Annotated in this window: 8 protein-coding genes; 7 read left to right on the top strand and 1 reads right to left on the bottom strand. The window is 57.5% G+C overall.

The annotated features are described in order from the left end of the window. Positions 1 to 1,638: a hypothetical protein gene (locus CI070_RS08855; RefSeq protein WP_094135226.1), complete on the top strand. Its 1,638-nt coding sequence runs from the start codon at positions 1 to 3 to the stop codon at positions 1,636 to 1,638. A gap of 40 nt (positions 1,639 to 1,678) precedes the next feature. Further along, on the top strand, positions 1,679 to 1,873 hold the full coding sequence (locus CI070_RS08850; RefSeq protein WP_094135225.1) for a hypothetical protein: 195 nt from the start codon (positions 1,679 to 1,681) through the stop codon (positions 1,871 to 1,873). 83 nt (positions 1,874 to 1,956) lie between these two features. On the opposite strand, the gene CI070_RS08845 is transcribed toward CI070_RS08850, so the two are convergent. Then, positions 1,957 to 2,946 carry a phage capsid protein gene (locus CI070_RS08845; protein WP_094153248.1) on the bottom strand — a complete coding sequence of 330 codons (990 nt, stop codon included), beginning with the start codon at positions 2,944 to 2,946 and terminating at the stop codon, positions 1,957 to 1,959. Positions 2,947 to 3,084: 138 nt separating this feature from the next. Here CI070_RS08845 and CI070_RS08840 point away from each other — a divergent pair, with 138 nt between their 5' ends. From CI070_RS08840 to CI070_RS08820, 5 genes are read left to right on the top strand one after another with little or no spacing between them, the layout of a single operon-like run. Next, complete coding sequence (locus CI070_RS08840; protein ID WP_143245479.1) at positions 3,085 to 3,645, top strand: hypothetical protein; 561 nt, start codon at positions 3,085 to 3,087, stop codon at positions 3,643 to 3,645. Between the two features lie 2 nt (positions 3,646 to 3,647). Beyond that, a complete protein-coding gene (locus CI070_RS08835; protein ID WP_094135222.1) occupies positions 3,648 to 4,349 on the top strand; it encodes a hypothetical protein in 702 nt (233 codons plus the stop codon). A 2-nt stretch (positions 4,350 to 4,351) separates the two neighbouring features. Beyond that, positions 4,352 to 4,696 carry a hypothetical protein gene (locus CI070_RS08830; RefSeq protein WP_094135221.1) on the top strand — a complete coding sequence of 115 codons (345 nt, stop codon included), beginning with the start codon at positions 4,352 to 4,354 and terminating at the stop codon, positions 4,694 to 4,696. Positions 4,697 to 4,731: 35 nt separating this feature from the next. After that, on the top strand, positions 4,732 to 7,266 hold the full coding sequence (locus CI070_RS08825) for a putative peptidoglycan-binding domain-containing protein (protein WP_094135220.1): 2,535 nt from the start codon (positions 4,732 to 4,734) through the stop codon (positions 7,264 to 7,266). A 21-nt stretch (positions 7,267 to 7,287) separates the two neighbouring features. Continuing rightward, entirely contained in the window at positions 7,288 to 15,999 is an 8,712-nt protein-coding gene (locus tag CI070_RS08820) for a hypothetical protein (RefSeq protein ID WP_094135219.1), read from the top strand. Positions 16,000 to 16,097: the final 98 nt, after the last annotated feature.

The raw sequence follows: 16,097 nt of genomic DNA, 5'->3' as shown, positions 1-16,097 counted from the left end.
ATGGAGCTGACCCCGGAACAATATGCCACCCTGAAAATCCTCCTATCCAACCGCGAATGGCGGTTGAACCACCTCTACCATGTCGTCAACAAAGACGGAAAAATCGTCCGCTTCTCTCTCAACTGGGCGCAGCGGCAAATCCACAGCGGCCTCCACCACTACAACAACGTCCTCAAAGCCCGTCAGCTTGGCATCTCCACATACACCGCCTTGCTCATCCTGGACATGTGCATGTTCACGCCCAACTACACAGCGGGCATCGTAGACCGCACCGGGCCGGAATCCAAAAAGAAACTCGCCAAAATAAAATTCGCCTTCGACCACCTTGACCATCTTCCTCAAACCCCCACAGAACAAGACAGGGAACTTGCCCTCATCGGCGCATGGCTCAAGGAAGAAATGAAAGGCTGCTACATCGGAGCCACGGAAGCCAAATTCCCCAACGGCTCCACCATCTACGCCGGAACATCCCTGCGCGGCGGCACCCACCAATTCATTCATGTCTCTGAACTCGGATCCGTCGCCGTACATAACCCCTCCAAGGCGGAGGAAACCATCACGGGTACCCTCAACTCCATTGACCAAACCGGAGTCGTCATCTTGGAATCCACCCATGAAGGCGGCCAATACGGCCTCAACTACCGCCTCGTCACGGAAGCAATGGACTTGGTAGGCAAACCACTCACACCTCTTGACCCTAAATTCTGGTTCTTTAGCTGGGTGGAGCAACCCGAATACCGCATCAAGGGTGGCAAATTCTCCGGCGCGCCGGAACTCGCCAAATACTTTCATAGTCTGGAAACCGACTACGGCATCATACTCGATGATGAACAAAAAGCCTGGTACGAATCCAAAAGCCGCACACAAGGTTATAAAATGAGACAGGAATATCCCACCGTCCCGGATGAAGCCCTCAACCCCATAGCCAGCGGGGCCATCTACGGCAGCCAGATCAACCGCCTCCGGGAACTGGGCCGCCTCACCGCGGAATATGAACCGGATCCCTACCGCCCCATCTACGCTGTCTTTGATAAAGGCATGGCGGACTTTACGTCCATCTGGTGGATCCAGCCCCGCCCGGACGGCCTCTTCTCCTTCCTGGACAACTACACCGCCAACGGTCTCCCCCTTGACCACTACATCGCGGAACTCCGTAAAAGGGACGCCCTCTTTGGCCGTGTCAAAGACGTTATCCTCCCGCATGACGGTGTCAACCGTGACTACAACGGCGTCAAATACTATGAAAAACTCGAACAGGCGGGCTACTCGACTATTCTCGTCAAACGCACCTCGGACGTGTGGGCCTCTATCGACAGTACGCGCACCCTGCTGCGCCATGCCGTCATTCACGCCCGTTGTTCGCAGAAAACAACCCTCCCCAACATGAAAGAAGGCTACATCTCCGGGGTGGATGCGTTGGCCAACTACAAAATGGCTCCGCCGGGTAAGAACGGCGTTACCCGGAACGAACCTCTGCATGACATCTGCTCTCACGCCTGCGACTCCCTCCGCACCTTTGGCGATGCTTGGGCCGCTGGATATATTGCCAAAGAGACCGGATGGAAGAACGATGATGACGAAGGAGTCCGTTCTCCATACACGGGTCTCGCTCGTGGAGCTGAATCACTTTATCTGTAATTTTTTTGTGAAACCGATAAAAATGTGCTATAATTAAGGAATGGAAGAAGAAACCATGCTCAAAATAGACGGGATTAAAGCATCAGATAATGCCAAGAAAGAAAATATGACAACTGATGAATGGATCAAAAAAATGGAAGAAAAATTCGATAAAGTTGTCATCCACTCATTTGGAGTTCCTGAAAGTATCCTATATGTGACAGGTAAAGGATGGGTGGATGATCGCAGATATTGATCGCTATCCTACAAAAAAAAGCCCCGTCCGGCATCACACCGGGCGGGGCTTTGACTATGTGCAATAACCAACATGCAGGGAAACTAGACGACCTCCTTGCAAGGCATCAGGAAGAACATCTCCTTATCCTTTCGGGTGGCACCGGAAGCAGCCTTCACAAGAATCTGTTCCCGCACGCCGATATATTCGGGCCGCGGTTCAATGCGGAACTGGGCATCCTTCCAAACGCCGAACTCCACGCGGGACTTCAACCAGGCAACGCACATGCGGTTCCCGTCTTCATCCAGCGGCAGCATATTCGTCACCAGGAACTTCACGCCCAGGAAAGCGTTCACCTCCCCGTTCGTCAGGCTCTGGAAACCGTAATTGCGGTTCTGCGTCTGTTCCAGCAGCAGCATATCCATGTGTTGTGCCGGAGTAATGGCAACCACGATCTCTTCACCGCGGCCAGCCTTGAACATGTCAAGCATCTGGTAACGGGCGCGGAGCAGGGCAATCTTGTCAATCAGCATCCCGGCGGCGGTCTTCGTGCCTTTGGCGGCATAATCAACCGGAATCACATTGAAGGAATCGGGAGCCGTATCAAGTTCTTCAATAGTCGCTCCGTCATCACCCGTATAATTAGGTGCCAGAATCCCGCCGCACACGCCGTCTGCCTGTGTGCGGACGCGGTACTTCCCGGATGTCTTATCCTTCATCACGCCCAAAATGACCTCATCATTCATTCGGGCCAGGGCCTTCCTTTGCTCGCTCATGACATGGGACGCCGTGAAATCCAGCGTGTCCATATCCATCTTGTCGTCCTCTTCCAGCGGAATCGCATTGTAGAACTTGCGCTTCCTCATCGTGCGCTTGCCGAACGGAATATCCTTCCATTCAACCTTCTCAAAGCGTCCTTCGTACTCCTGCATTTCCGTCTTGCCATAGGCGGGCATTTCGACGGCCTTGCCGGAACAGTTGGGATGAATCGTCACATACGGCTTCACCAGCTCGGTATCTTGCTGAATCTGCGTCTGCCACTTCGTTTCCCGCTTGGTGCGGAACAACTTTGTAATATCTGGGGTAAGTTCCATGCACCGCTTATCGCATCCCTCAGCCTCCCGGCTGCATGCTTGCCCCGTTAAAAAGCTTCCTCACGTTGTTAAAAACGCCCCCAAACTTAACACCGCAAGCATACACGCACGGCATCCCCCTTGCTTAATATGCCCGGTATGGACAAGGTCACCTTCTTTCAACAAAGTCTTCAAACTCTTGGAGACCGCGAATACAAGCGGGACTCCCCCACAGGGAAAGCCTGTGACCTCTGGTTCCCCTCCGTCATGCACGAAGCCCTCAACTACGGAGCATGGAGCTTTGCGACAAAAACCATGGAACTCCCGCCGGAAGAAGACGGCACCTACACCCTCCCGGAAGACTGCCTCCGTCCCTTCAAAATAGACGCGCTGCGATACCGGATTGACGGAAACAAAATCATCGTGGAACAAAGCCGGAACGCCCCAGGTAAAAACACCCTGACCCTCCGCTACATCTCCAACGCGCTTGCCAAGGCGGAACACCTCCCGGAAACTCAACCCCTTTTTATCCGCGGCGTTTCCCTTCTGCTCGCTGCCCGTATGGCCGTTAAAATCACTGGGGAACCACAGCTTGCCTTGAACCTGGAACAAATGGCGGCGGCTGCCCTCTCAAACGCCCTTCATCAAGACGCGCTCACCCAGTACAGCAATGACCAGCATCCGCTGGACGACATCCTTCAATCCTCCATCATCAGCTAACCATGGGACAAATCATTGGCAACCTCGGACAGGCCAAAACCTACAAGGCCCAGGCATCCGCTGTGCTCGCACAGGGCCGCGCCCAAAAAGCCGCAGCCAGTAAGCGGGCCTTCAACCTTGAAGAAGAAGCCCGTTCTGACTCCATCCTTGCGGGAAAGAACATGATGCGCCAGCGGGAAAACCAGACCGCCGCGCAGGCCACTGTCCGCAACGCCGTCGCATCCTCCGGCTTCACCAGTCAGGGATCCGGACAGCAGGCGGAAATCGCCACGGCGGACATCTTTGAAACTGCCATCCGTGACATGGCCCTCTCCAACGCCATCAGCGACTCCAACAAACGGTATGCGGCGGACGTTTCCCGCTATCAGGGAGACCTTGCCATGCAGCAGGCGGAAGCCGCGGCCTCACAATACAACAGCTTGGCAAAAACGGCCAGGACATCCGCGCTCATTCAGGGCATCGGTTCTGTGGGGGCGGGTGCCCTTGGCTACGCGCTGGGCTACCAGCAGACGGACCCCGTCACGGGCAAAACGACCACCATGTCGGGGTGGAAAGGCGCACAGGCCGCATACAGCAATGCCTATGACCTATCCGGCTCCATGCTGCAATGGGCACCCGGTACAGTAACGGCAGGCCGCAACTCCTCGGTCAATGCGGGTAACTCCATCTTCCAGCTCTTCGCTCAACTCTTTCCCGGAAAATAACCATGCGTCACTGTCCAACGGATGCCTACACCTACCTTGAAGCCAGGGAACCTGGCCTCTACCAAACCCTCATACGCACCACCATCGCGGCAGGCGGCATCATTCACTCCGCTCCTGACTGCTTCTGTCTGGCAATTCCCGCGCCGGATGACCCGCGTACCGTCGTCATCCTCTTCCAATGCTCGGAACTCCCCGCCCTTTGGCGGTTGGCGAAAATGTACCGCCATCGTTTCGACAAAGTCCGCTTCCGTCGCGACTTCAAAAACCGCTACCCGGAGCGCACCGTCCACATTGTCCGCTTCATGCGTAAAAGAAAACTCGCTGCCCTTGCTGCAAAGAAATCTTAACTATTCACTTTTAACTATTAACTTCAATATTCCCTATGCCGGAACTTCCTATGTACACCGGGGCGCATGCCCAGCTCGGAAACGGGGCATCCCCGCTCCCCACGCCTGACATCGGCATACAGGCTGCCCAGCACGCCAACCAGCGCGGGGCCGCCGCTCTGGATGAAACTGCCAACCAATACTACCGAATCCAGGACTTCGGGGAATCACAAAAAATAGAAAGCCGTCTCCGTGAACAAATCGCTGACTTCGACGTGGAATTCAAACGCCGGGCCGCCCTCGCCCCCGGCTCGGAAGACGCCCTTTATGACGACCGTGGAACTCTTATGGAAGACCAGCTCGATAAACTCGTCGGAGAATACACTGACAACATCGGGGAACTCCAAGGCAACTTCATCAACCCGGAAGCCCGTATGCGTTCCGATGCCATGCGCTTCCACGTCAGCGGCGACCTGAAAAAAAGGGCCTACGGGAAAGCGGCGGAACTCGGCATTCAGCGCACGCGGGAACACTTCCAAAACAACTATGACCTCGCCATTCGTAACGAAGACTACTCCGGGGCCGGGTACGCCATCACGGACGCACGTGACAACGGCGTCATCACCGCAGAAAAAGCGGACATCATGCTCCTTGACCTTCGGGACACAGCTCTCATGGCCCGCGCCCAAAAACAAAGCGAAGAAGACCCCGTCGCCTTCTGGAATGAACTGGACGACGACGGCAGCCCTTACGCCGTTCTCCCCTCCTCCAAACGCATGCAGCTCCAACGCCTCGCTTCCCTCTCCATGCAGGGATTCAGCCGTTCCTTCGTCAAATCCGTGGAAGCAGGCAACGCCAAGGCGGAAAAAATCCCCGGATCCAAAACCTCAACAACATCCACAGGCAGCGCGAAAAAAGAAAAGGAAATCTACAACCCGGCTCCCTCCAACATCACCCGCAACCTTCATGCCCTCTGGCGCAAATACAACGGAGACTTCAAGGAAGGACAGGGAAAAATAGACGCCATGCCCTTCCTTGCGGAACAGGGTCGCGCCATGATCACGTCACCCCATGACGAAACGGAGGCGGAAATGGTCATCGCCCTCTACAAGCAATTCGGGCAGGGGGAAGACTACGCCAAAGCCATGGTCAAGCAATGGCAGGAAGACCTCGCGCGACCGAAGGGCCTTGATCCCAAAGTCACCTTATCCCATGCAGCCCAGGTGGGCTACTTCACCAGGGCGGAAGACGCGGCCATCCTTGCTCTTGAACAGGAAAAAGTGCAGAAACAGGAAGATGACGAATGGACGCCGGAAGATGAAGCCCGGCTCAAGGCCGCCAAAGACCGGAGAAAAGCCGCTGCGGAAAACGCCCAATCCCTCCTCCTCGCCAATCTGGACATCTGGAAAAACGACCAGCAATACAACGGCGGAAAAGAAAAAAAGGAACTTACGGAACTCGAAATTGCCAACCGCCTGTGGGACACCATCGCCAACTACACCCCAGGCAACAGGGATCAGGTTCAGCAAGACAGCTACCGACAACAGGAAGCAGTCAACATCACAGCGGCCAGTGACAACTACATTCGGAAGCAGGCCGCAGCCCAAAGCCGAAACCTTGACCTGAAAGCGGAACTGTCCGTTACCAACCGCCTCAATGAAGAAGAACGGAAAGCCGCAGAAAAAATGATCGCGGACATCAGGCGCAGGGAAGAAGAAGCCTACCGCCGCACGCAGCCCGTGGACTCCATCTTGCCCGTCAGCCGGAACAAAGACCTCCCCGCCCAATGGGGGGACGACGGGCAGGAAGCCGTTCTCTACGTTCCGGAAGGCTGGTACGCGGAAGGAATCACCGTGGGCGTCACCACCCCCGGCCGCCGCTACGCGGAAGCGAAAATCGTCTCCAAACCGGACTGCACCTCTCCCACCATGTCTAAAGCCCTTCGCCGTCAGCTTGGCACCATGAACATCAACTACGACCAAATTACCGTCACCGCATCCGGTACCAAAGCCAATACTGCCGCCGGAAACGCCGCTGCCCTCATCATCGGCAATGAAGCCCGCCGTGACAAACAGGGCAACCTCTCCATCTACAAACTTCCAGCCGGAGACGGCGGAGGAACGCATGAAATCGCCGGAATCAACAACGGCAGCCACCCGGCGGAATACGCCAAACTGGAAACCCTCGTCAAAGCGGGCAAACACGCGGAGGCGGAACAGGAAGCCAAACGGTACATCATGCAATATACCCAGCCCGTCGGAAACATCCTGCAAACCGCAGGCGTCACTTCCTCCGGCATAGACTACTTCCTCCGGGACATGTACTTCAACGGCGGCGAATATGGGGCCGTCCGCGTCATTCATCGCGCCCTCGGAGTGGAAGACTCCAAAAACTTCAATGCGGACACCGTGGAAGCCGTAAAAAACTACCTCAAGACCCACACGGAACAGCAGCTCTTGGAACGCCTCAAAAACGCACGGGAACGCCTCTACAAATCCATCGCCGCCAACAACCCGGACAAACGGCAATTCCTCTCCGGCTGGCTCAACCGGAACAACCGCGTCTACGGGCAGGCCGCGGAGATGGCTTAACCCTCACCACCTCTTTCCACCATGGACTACTTGCAGGAAAACACCTTCTTCATCCCGTCCCCCGCGCCCGCGCCGGAACAACTCGCCTCCCCGGACTATGAGCAGCAGCGGAAACAGGACATGGACTACCTCTCCAACTACCTCCTCTCCGGCCAGTACCCGGAACACCGCGCCTTGGCGGAACAGGCCCACGGCCATGACCCCTATGCCCATGCGCCGGAACAAGAACGCAAATGCTTCGTTGGGCGTAAAGCCTGCGGCGTCCTCCTCGGCAACGACCAGGTCCCGGACATGTACTTCCGCCAGCAAAACCTCCCCATCCCGGAGGGGGCGGACACGCGGGAAAAAATGTACATGGCCGTCTATGACCACCTTGACGGCGTCGTCAAGCAGGCCAAGCAGAAACAGGTGGAAGAACAAAAAGCCCTGGAACAATACGGCCAGCAGTTATTGGGGCGCATTGACCGCGCCTGCAAAGGCAGCGGAGAACAATGGACGCCCAAAGACATAGACATGATGGGCCGCGCCGGAATCACACCGGACATCATCAACCGCGTCCGCGCCGCCTATGCCAAACTCCCCGTCGGCAGTTTCATCCTCGATGACGCCGATGCGGCAAACGTCATGACGGCAGCCGGACTCAACAAAGACGACCTCACGCCGGATGACAAAAAAGTGGAAGACATCCTCATGAGCCTGTGGGGCAAGGCCATCTATGACAACTACGGGGCCAACATCGACAGACAATATGAAAACCCCGTCGCTCAATATGCCTACGAAAGCATCAAGCCCATCCACAACCTCTACTACTCCACGCTCTCCGGCGCAATGGGCGTCTTGGAAAACCTCCGCAATGTAGACGCGGACGTCCCCTCCTTCATGATGCCGGGGGACAGCATGGCATACGGCCATATCCCCTTTGACAACAAAAACCCCTTCCTCTCGGCGGAAGAAATGAGGCAGGACAAGGGACTCCTCCGCACCATCGACTTCCGGGCAAAAATGAAAAACGTCCGCAAGGCGGCCCAGCAGGCATACACCGAAGGGCGGCAAACCTGGGGAATCAACAAATTCGCCGTCACCCTTGGCGACATGGTCGGTCAATCCGTCCCCAACGCCATACCCTACTTTGGCGTGTACAGCCTCCTCAAAGGATCCGGCACGCAACGCTATGAAGAAGGCGTTGCCCTCGGACTCTCCCGTGAAGAAAACGTCAAACGTGCATCCCTCTTCGGGGCAGCGGACACCCTGGAAGAAAAAATCGGCATGGGCGTCCTTGGCAAAGTCCCCGTGCTGGGGCGTCTCCTGAACGCCGGACTCAACAAAACGGGCCTCCCGTACAACTCCATCCGCGCCAAATACCTCGCCAGTGAAACCGCCCAAATATGGGGTAACACCGCGGCGGGCGTGCTGGAAGAAGGCATTGCGGAACCCATCGTCGGGGGTACTACCCGCGCTCTCATGAGCAACATACTTGACGATGAACGGGGCAAAACCTCCTTCTCCGCCATCCCCGGCGACATCCTCCAAAACTTTGAAGGCTACCAGGGCCTCGCCCTTGCCTTCTACTCCCGCGGCTTCGTCAAACTCGCGGAACCACAAATCCGGGAAAACGTCAAGCACTTCGCGGAATCCCTGAACGGATTCACCGCTCTCGGCGGTTCGGAATCCGGCTACCTTCGCGCCTTGGAAATCAAAGACACCGACGCCCGCAACGACTTCATCGCCGAACACCTCAAAACCGAATGGGCAAACAACCCGGAACAGGCAGCCCGCCGGGCGGAACAGGGAAACGCCGCCCTCCTCGGTACACAGGAAATCGCTCAGCTCCGCGAACTCGAATCCTTCCGCGCCTTGCAGGAGCGCGGCGTCATTCCCCGCTTTGAGCCAGCGCAGGAAACGGGCAAATACCGTGTCTACCTTGACGCGGAAACAGCGGAAACCCGCAGGAAGGCCCAACCTTCGGAGGAAGGAATTTCCGCGGAGAACCCCGTGGCGGAACAAACGCGGCAGGGGCAGGACTACGCCCTCATGACGGAAGACCAGCTCAACACCCTCCTCACCCTCTCCATCGGAGAACGTGAGCGGGACACCATCCTGTGGGCGCAAAACCTCCTCGCGGCGGAAAACGTCGTGGACTACCTCGAACAACAGGGATGGAAAACGGAAAACATCGGCCAGACGGAAACCACAGCCACCCTCCGCACGCTCGCCCGGCAGGCTACCGCCACCGTCCGCCTGCTGGAAGCCTCCGGCATCACCCGGCAGGAAGCCCTTGCCTCGGTCAACCCGGACATCTCGGAACATGCCAGCCTCCAAAGCATCATCACCGCCTACTCCGGGTCCAAGGGCAGGGCGGCCACCGCCCGCCGCCGCGGAGAACAAACCTCCTTTGCCTCGAATGCCTATGTCATCCGCCAGCAGGATCCGGTCAACGGAGGCTTCCAGCAAATACTGCGCTTCTCCCGTGGAGAAGCCACGGTGGAAAACCTGTGGGAAGAAACCATGGAACAGGCCGCCATCAACTGGTGCGCCCAGGAAAACCTCTCCCCGTCCACCTTCGGCAGCCAGCTACAGGACATGCAGCGCGCCGTCAACCAGCTCTACGGAGAAGAAGGGGGCGTTCAATTCATCGGCCTTGACGTCGTCCCCACCTCCGGCGACGTCGTGGAAGCCCTCTCCCTCATCGGACGTTCCCGCCTCATGCACGACGTGGTAACTGGCACCAGCAGCCTCCCCTCGTGGATCCAGAAACTTGTCCGCTTCGTCTCCTCCTTCCTCGAACAATTCCGGGCCAAGGCGGAACTCGGCCACGCCATCGCCAAACTGGAATCATCCGGCCAGCTCACCCCGGAAATGCAAAACCTCATCAACGCCATGACCGGGGCCGTGGACTCCATCCACGCGCGGGACATCCGGCAGGAAGCGGACATCGTCACCGCTGTGGAAAGCTCCATCGCGGAACATGAAGCCGCCTTCACCCGTGCGGGCACCTCCCAAACGAAAACGCTGGAAGACATCCGGGCGGAACTTGACGACGTTGCCGCCCAGCAGGAACAGGCGGAACCTCCAACCACGGAAACCCCGCCGGATCCTGCCCAGCCGGAACCGGACGCCAATGCCTTCATCGCCCCTGACGGCACAGTCCTTGCTCCCGGACAGGACAGCCGGAAAGACGCTGCCTCTGATAGCCCCTTCATCGGCGGCAACTACATCCAGATCGGGGAAGCCCGCCTCGGAGCCGTCCCCACGGCTTCCATCCTCCATGCGGAAGACCTCGCTCAAACCAAACGCAATGCGGACGCCAGCGGCCTCACCAAGCCCCTCACTGGAAAATTCAAAAGGGAAACCGCCCCCGTCTACCTCCTCCATCGCAACAACGGAGAACTTCATATCTTCTCCGGCAGGCATAAACTCGCCCTAGCCAGAGAAAACGGCATCGACCGTGTCGCCGCCTACGTCTATGAAGAAGACGCTACCCACACCCCGGAATGGGCGCGGTATGAAGACATCCGCCTCAACATCCTCGATGAACAGGCCACCATCACGGAAGTAGCCCTCTACGCCTGCCATCTCAAGGAAGCCAGCCCGGAAGCGGACGTCGTCGCAGACATGACTCACGAAGGACTGGTACGCATTCACCCCCAGCCGTGGCGGCGTACCCCCACCCAAATAGGCGCATTCATCGGGGCCAACGCCAGCCCTGACTTGCTCGACCGCCTCAAAAATCCGGACAACTCCCTCATGGATGAAAAGGCGGCCTACACCATCTGCCAGCTCACCACGGACGCGACCGTCCAGCAATGGGCCGGGGGACAAATCCAGCAGGGGCAGCCCATTGACGACATCGTCGCAGGCATCCAGCAGCGGGACGCCGCCGTCTCCGGCGGTCAAATCGAATACGACATGTTCGGCAACGCCATCTTCAACAACGCCGAATTTGACCACGTCACCCGCTATGTCAACGCCTGCAAGGCGGAAATCTCCCGCGTGGAAGCCCTCCTCAAAAGCAAAAACCGCATCGCCAAAAACCAGCCGCTTGCCCGCCAGCTCGGCCTCTCCATTGACCAGCACACGGACGTTGCCTCCATCCGCAAGCAAATCGCGTCCCTCAAAATCGCCTACAACAACATCGGCGTCCACCCGGAAATCACCGCAGCGGGCCGCCTCTGGAAAGAAGGGGAACCCGTTCACCCGCTCAAGGACATCCCGGAACTCCGTCTTGAAAACGTAGAGAAAACGGACACGGAACCCATTCGGGAACCCAGGCCCTTCGATGACGGGGAAATGCTCTTCTCCGCCAGCCTCACCCCTATCCGGGAATCCGCCGCAAACGTCCAGCCGGAAGGCTCTCGCTCGCCGCGTATCGACATCTTCCATCATGGAATGGATGACTACAAAAACCTCCCACTTGAGGAGCAGCAGCGTCTCGCCAACCGCGGTCTCGATGAACTCTACCCCATGGCCCAGGCCGTCATGCAGGACTTTGACACCATCGTCCGCAGTATCGGGGAACGCCTCGGCCTGCGCGTCATGATGCGGAAAACTCTCAAGGGACGGGAACGCGCCCTGCAGAAAACCATGGAAGACAACGACGGCGATGCGGGAAAACTCCTGGACGTCTTCGGGGGCACCCTCATCATGCCAGACAATGCGGACTTCTCACAAGTCGTCTCCGCGGTCAAGGAAGCAGGAATGGAAATGGCCCGCATCAAAAACGGTTATAAATCTCACGACCCTTACGGCTACGCGGACATCAAGCTCAACGTCCAAATGCCCAATGGGTTCATCGGAGAAATCATCCTCATTGAAGAACACATGATGCGGATGAAAGAAGGCCCCGGCCATAAAATCTATGAAGTTGGGCGCAATCTGGAAATAGAACTCAACCAGAACAAAGACAACCCGGACTACGGGGAAAAACGCCGTCAGCTCGTCGCACGTTATGTGGAGTCCCTGCAACAACTCTCCCGCGCCTACTACGGCAATCAGGGACAGGACTCAATCAGGGAAGCGGAGCAGGAAGCCCGGAAAGCTCATTCATCGCTTCCGCATTCCTGGGCATTCTCCAATGCCTCTTCCAGTGAGGAAAGCGGAATCGTCCCATTAGCTGGATTGGGAGAAGGGGTATACGTGGCTTCAATGAGCTTGACCGTTCCTTCGGGATCCACAAGCACGCGGTATGTATTCCCGGACTTGTCCGTGGCCCAGGAAGCGTCTCCGTCTCCTCTAGTCCAGAACTCGACCAGTTCCACATCTGATGCTCTCAATAACATATCCACGGATAATGTAGCATCGTCCCTGAACAATGTCAAATCAGCCCTTGAACAAGCGGGGGAACGCGCATCCTCCCCATCCCCGGAACAGGACGGCCCCGGCGTCAGCTTCTCCCTTGCTCAAGCCTCCGTCATTTCAAGGCTCATTCTTGCTCCTCGCGCCAACGAAGCCAAAGCCCGTTCCCTCATGCGTGGCATCGACGAAGCCATGAACCGCTGGAACATTGCTGCATCCGTGGACATCACCCATGACAGCGCGGCCCGCACCTTCGGGGAACTCAACTCCATCCTCGCGGAAATCCAGCGAGTCCTGCCGGACAACTACAAAATCAACATGCGCCCCTACCTCAACTTCGGAGCAGCCTACGCCCGCATGCTGGAAACCGGACGCATCCGCTCCTATGGCAAACTCTCCCCGGAACAAAGAAACACCCTTGCGGCGGAACTTCAAACCCTCATGGACTCGCCGGACGTTCTCACCGCCATCCGCGGGGAAGTGGCTGATCAAATCTCCATTCGCCAGGAAACAACAGGAAGGGGAGGCCCGGAATACGCGCAGGCATACCGCACCCAACAGGAAGACATCGTCCGCCAGCTCGCCGAAGGAAGGCTCAACACCCTCCTTACCTCCATCATGACCGACGTTCGCGGGCAGCTCGAACAATACCTCAAGGACGAAAGCGTTGCCAAGGTACTTGACCGCATCGCCCGTCTCATGCCCAAAAAGAAAGACAACGGAAAATACGGTAAAGGCTCCCTCCCGGCGGACGCCTACCGCACCCTCGGCCAATACCTTGCCATGCTCGATGCGGATGCCTCCGCCGTAGAAGCGGAAACAGCCAGACTGGAAGCACTTATCCGGGACGCCTCCCTCAACCAGACGGAAGCGGCGGAAGGAGAAACCATCTCCATCCCCTACGAATATGCGGGAAGAAAAGAAAACCTCACCCTTGACCAGTTGGAAAGCAAACTCGCGGACTGGCAAACCTTCGGAAACTTGGCGGACATGAACCTCGATGAAACCCGCGCCGCCATGGAAGCCATCATGACCTACATCCAGCTCAACCGCACGGCCTGGGTACAGAAAAACCAGCAGGAAGCATGGCAGAACGAAAAACTTGCCTACGACATCTCCGGCTCCATCCGGCAGCATGTCACCGTAGATGAACAAGCCGTCCGCGACGCCAACGAAAACGCGGACAGCTCCCGCGTGGAATGGGCGCGTGCCTGGTTCTCCGGCCTGCAATCCTTCTCTCAAATGCTCGAAAGCCTCTCCGCCATCGACGGCATGAAGGAACTCTCCCAATACGGCATCTCGGAAATAGCCAAAGCCAACGTCTCTCTCAACACGCGGGAAAACAACCATGCCGCCGCCTTCGCGCAAATCATTCGGGAATCTGCCGGACTGCGGACGAAACGCGACATAGAACGATGGATTCTTGACGCCAAGCTCACCCGCGACACCGGGGCCGTCACCGCCCCTGTCAGGGAAAAAACCGTGACCCTCGACGTCCAGACCGCACAGGAATACATCGACCTCATCGAAGCTGACGACAGGGAAGGCTTTGAAGCCAAGCGGCAGCACATCATGGAAACCGCCCGCCGCCAGGGCATTCGCCCCGAACGCCTCGGCCTCATCTCGGAAATGGACATCCCCGCTCTCATGAATGAACTCGCCGTCCATCCCAGGGCCGGGAAAATCACCATCACCAGCCGCATCCTTGACAAAAAGGGAACAGCCCGCCCGCTGCGCCTCTCCAAAGCGCAGGCCATGTACCAAATCCTCCTCTACGAACAGGACAGGTACAAGCCCAACTTCGAGCGGCACGGCTACACCGGGCAAACCATGCAGGCCCTCTACCGCTACGTCGGACAGGACGGACTCGCCGTTGCCTACGGCCTCCGCGACTACATCAACCAATGCGGCATAGAACTCGCAGACGTCTTTGAAAAACTCACCGGAGTCCCGTTCCCCAAAGAAGAAAAATACTTCCGCGCCAAATTCAACCACCACGAAGGCGACGCCAAAACCGCCGTCATCGGAGAAGGCAACAACATCATGGGGCATAAATACTCCATGCTCATCACCCGTAAAAAACACAACCTCGGTCTTGACCTCTCCGCGGACGTCTTCACCGTCGCCAACGCCTCCTTGGCGGAAACGGACAACTACATCTGCACCAAACACATCACATCCAAATTCCGCGGCGTCCTCTCCCATGGTTACGCGGCGGACGCCCTCAAGGTCAAAATGGGAGCGCAGCGATACCGTCAGCTCGTCACGTGGCTTGACCTCATCGACGGGGCGGGCACCCTCGAAGCAGCCCAGCTCATGGCCCACTCCAAATTCGTAGGCCACATGCAGGGAGCCAAGGCAAACGCCCTCCTTGCCTACAATCTCCTCACCTGCATCAAGCAGACTTCCGCCATCCTCCACCCGCTCGCCTCCGGTAAAATCGGCCTCGGAGAACTCATGAAAGAATACTCCCTCATGCTCTCCGGCAACAGCCACTTCACCTTCGCGGACATGATGCGGACAGACGCCTTCCAATCCCGTTTCAGAAAAGAACCCGTCATCCGGGAAATCCTCAATTACGGAGCAGACCAGCACTTCGGCTATGGTAAAAGAATCGCCATGTCCGGAATGGTCCCTCTGGAAAAAATGGACGTATGGAGCAACGCCGTTTCCCATACCGCCCTTGCAAACGCCGTCTTCCGCAAGCTGGAAAAGGAAAACGCCGCCCGCATTCGCAATGGGGAAGAGCCAATGACCACCGCAGACATGGAGCAAATCGCCCTCGACGAAGTCCGCCAATCCCTCGAACTCGCAGCCCAGCCCACGCGCACCGCGCAGAAATCGCAGCTCCAGGCCATGGGCGGCACCTTCGTCCGCCTCTGGACATTCATGGGCAGCGAAGCCATCAACAAATTCGGCAACCTCGTCACCTTCGCCCAAAAAGGCCAGTGGGGTAAGCTCGCTGCCGCATGGGCCAGCCTCTCCCTGTGGGAACAAACCATGGTAACGCTCTGGATGCTCCTCATGAACCCGCCGGGAGATAAAGACAAGGACAAGGAAAAATGGTGGAAAACGCAGGCTGTGGCTCTCCCCTCCGCCATGCTCGGATCCGTTCCTGTCGTGGGAGCAACCATTCAGACAGCCCTTCAAACCTTCGGCCTTGCTCCCTACTACGGCAACTACGGATCCCAAATCATCCCCGCCGGAACAGCCGTCTCCAAAATCAAAAGGGCCACGAAGAAAAAAGCCACTTGGCAGGACACCTTCAACGCCTCCCTTGCCGTCCTCCAATGCCTCGCCATCGGCGGCGGCGTCTTCTCGGACTCCCGCTCCAAGCCAGTTGCAGAAACCGCCTCCGCCCTCATTGGACTATCCGCCGCGGCCAACATCCCAAAAGTCGCCGTTAAGGCAACCGAAGAACCCAAAAAGAAAAGGCGGTAAAAAGTATCGCCGCGGCTCCGGAGAACCGCGACGACCTTTGGACACTTGCCTGAAACGAGGCAAGGCGTTCAGCATATCACCTCCTTTCACGTTCTCGG

The sequence above is a fragment of the Akkermansia muciniphila genome (genome assembly GCF_900184965.1).
Lineage (GTDB): Bacteria > Verrucomicrobiota > Verrucomicrobiia > Verrucomicrobiales > Akkermansiaceae > Akkermansia > Akkermansia muciniphila_A.
This window is presented reverse-complemented; position numbering and strand designations above follow the sequence as displayed.

Coding starts and splice junctions, on each gene's coding strand:
- CI070_RS08855 (WP_094135226.1), top strand. CDS start 1: ATGGAGCTGACCCCGGAACAATATGCCACCCTGAAAATCCTCCTATCC.
- CI070_RS08850 (WP_094135225.1), top strand. CDS start 1,679: ATGGAAGAAGAAACCATGCTCAAAATAGACGGGATTAAAGCATCAGAT.
- CI070_RS08845 (WP_094153248.1), bottom strand. CDS start 2,946: ATGGAACTTACCCCAGATATTACAAAGTTGTTCCGCACCAAGCGGGAA.
- CI070_RS08840 (WP_143245479.1), top strand. CDS start 3,085: ATGGACAAGGTCACCTTCTTTCAACAAAGTCTTCAAACTCTTGGAGAC.
- CI070_RS08835 (WP_094135222.1), top strand. CDS start 3,648: ATGGGACAAATCATTGGCAACCTCGGACAGGCCAAAACCTACAAGGCC.
- CI070_RS08830 (WP_094135221.1), top strand. CDS start 4,352: ATGCGTCACTGTCCAACGGATGCCTACACCTACCTTGAAGCCAGGGAA.
- CI070_RS08825 (WP_094135220.1), top strand. CDS start 4,732: ATGCCGGAACTTCCTATGTACACCGGGGCGCATGCCCAGCTCGGAAAC.
- CI070_RS08820 (WP_094135219.1), top strand. CDS start 7,288: ATGGACTACTTGCAGGAAAACACCTTCTTCATCCCGTCCCCCGCGCCC.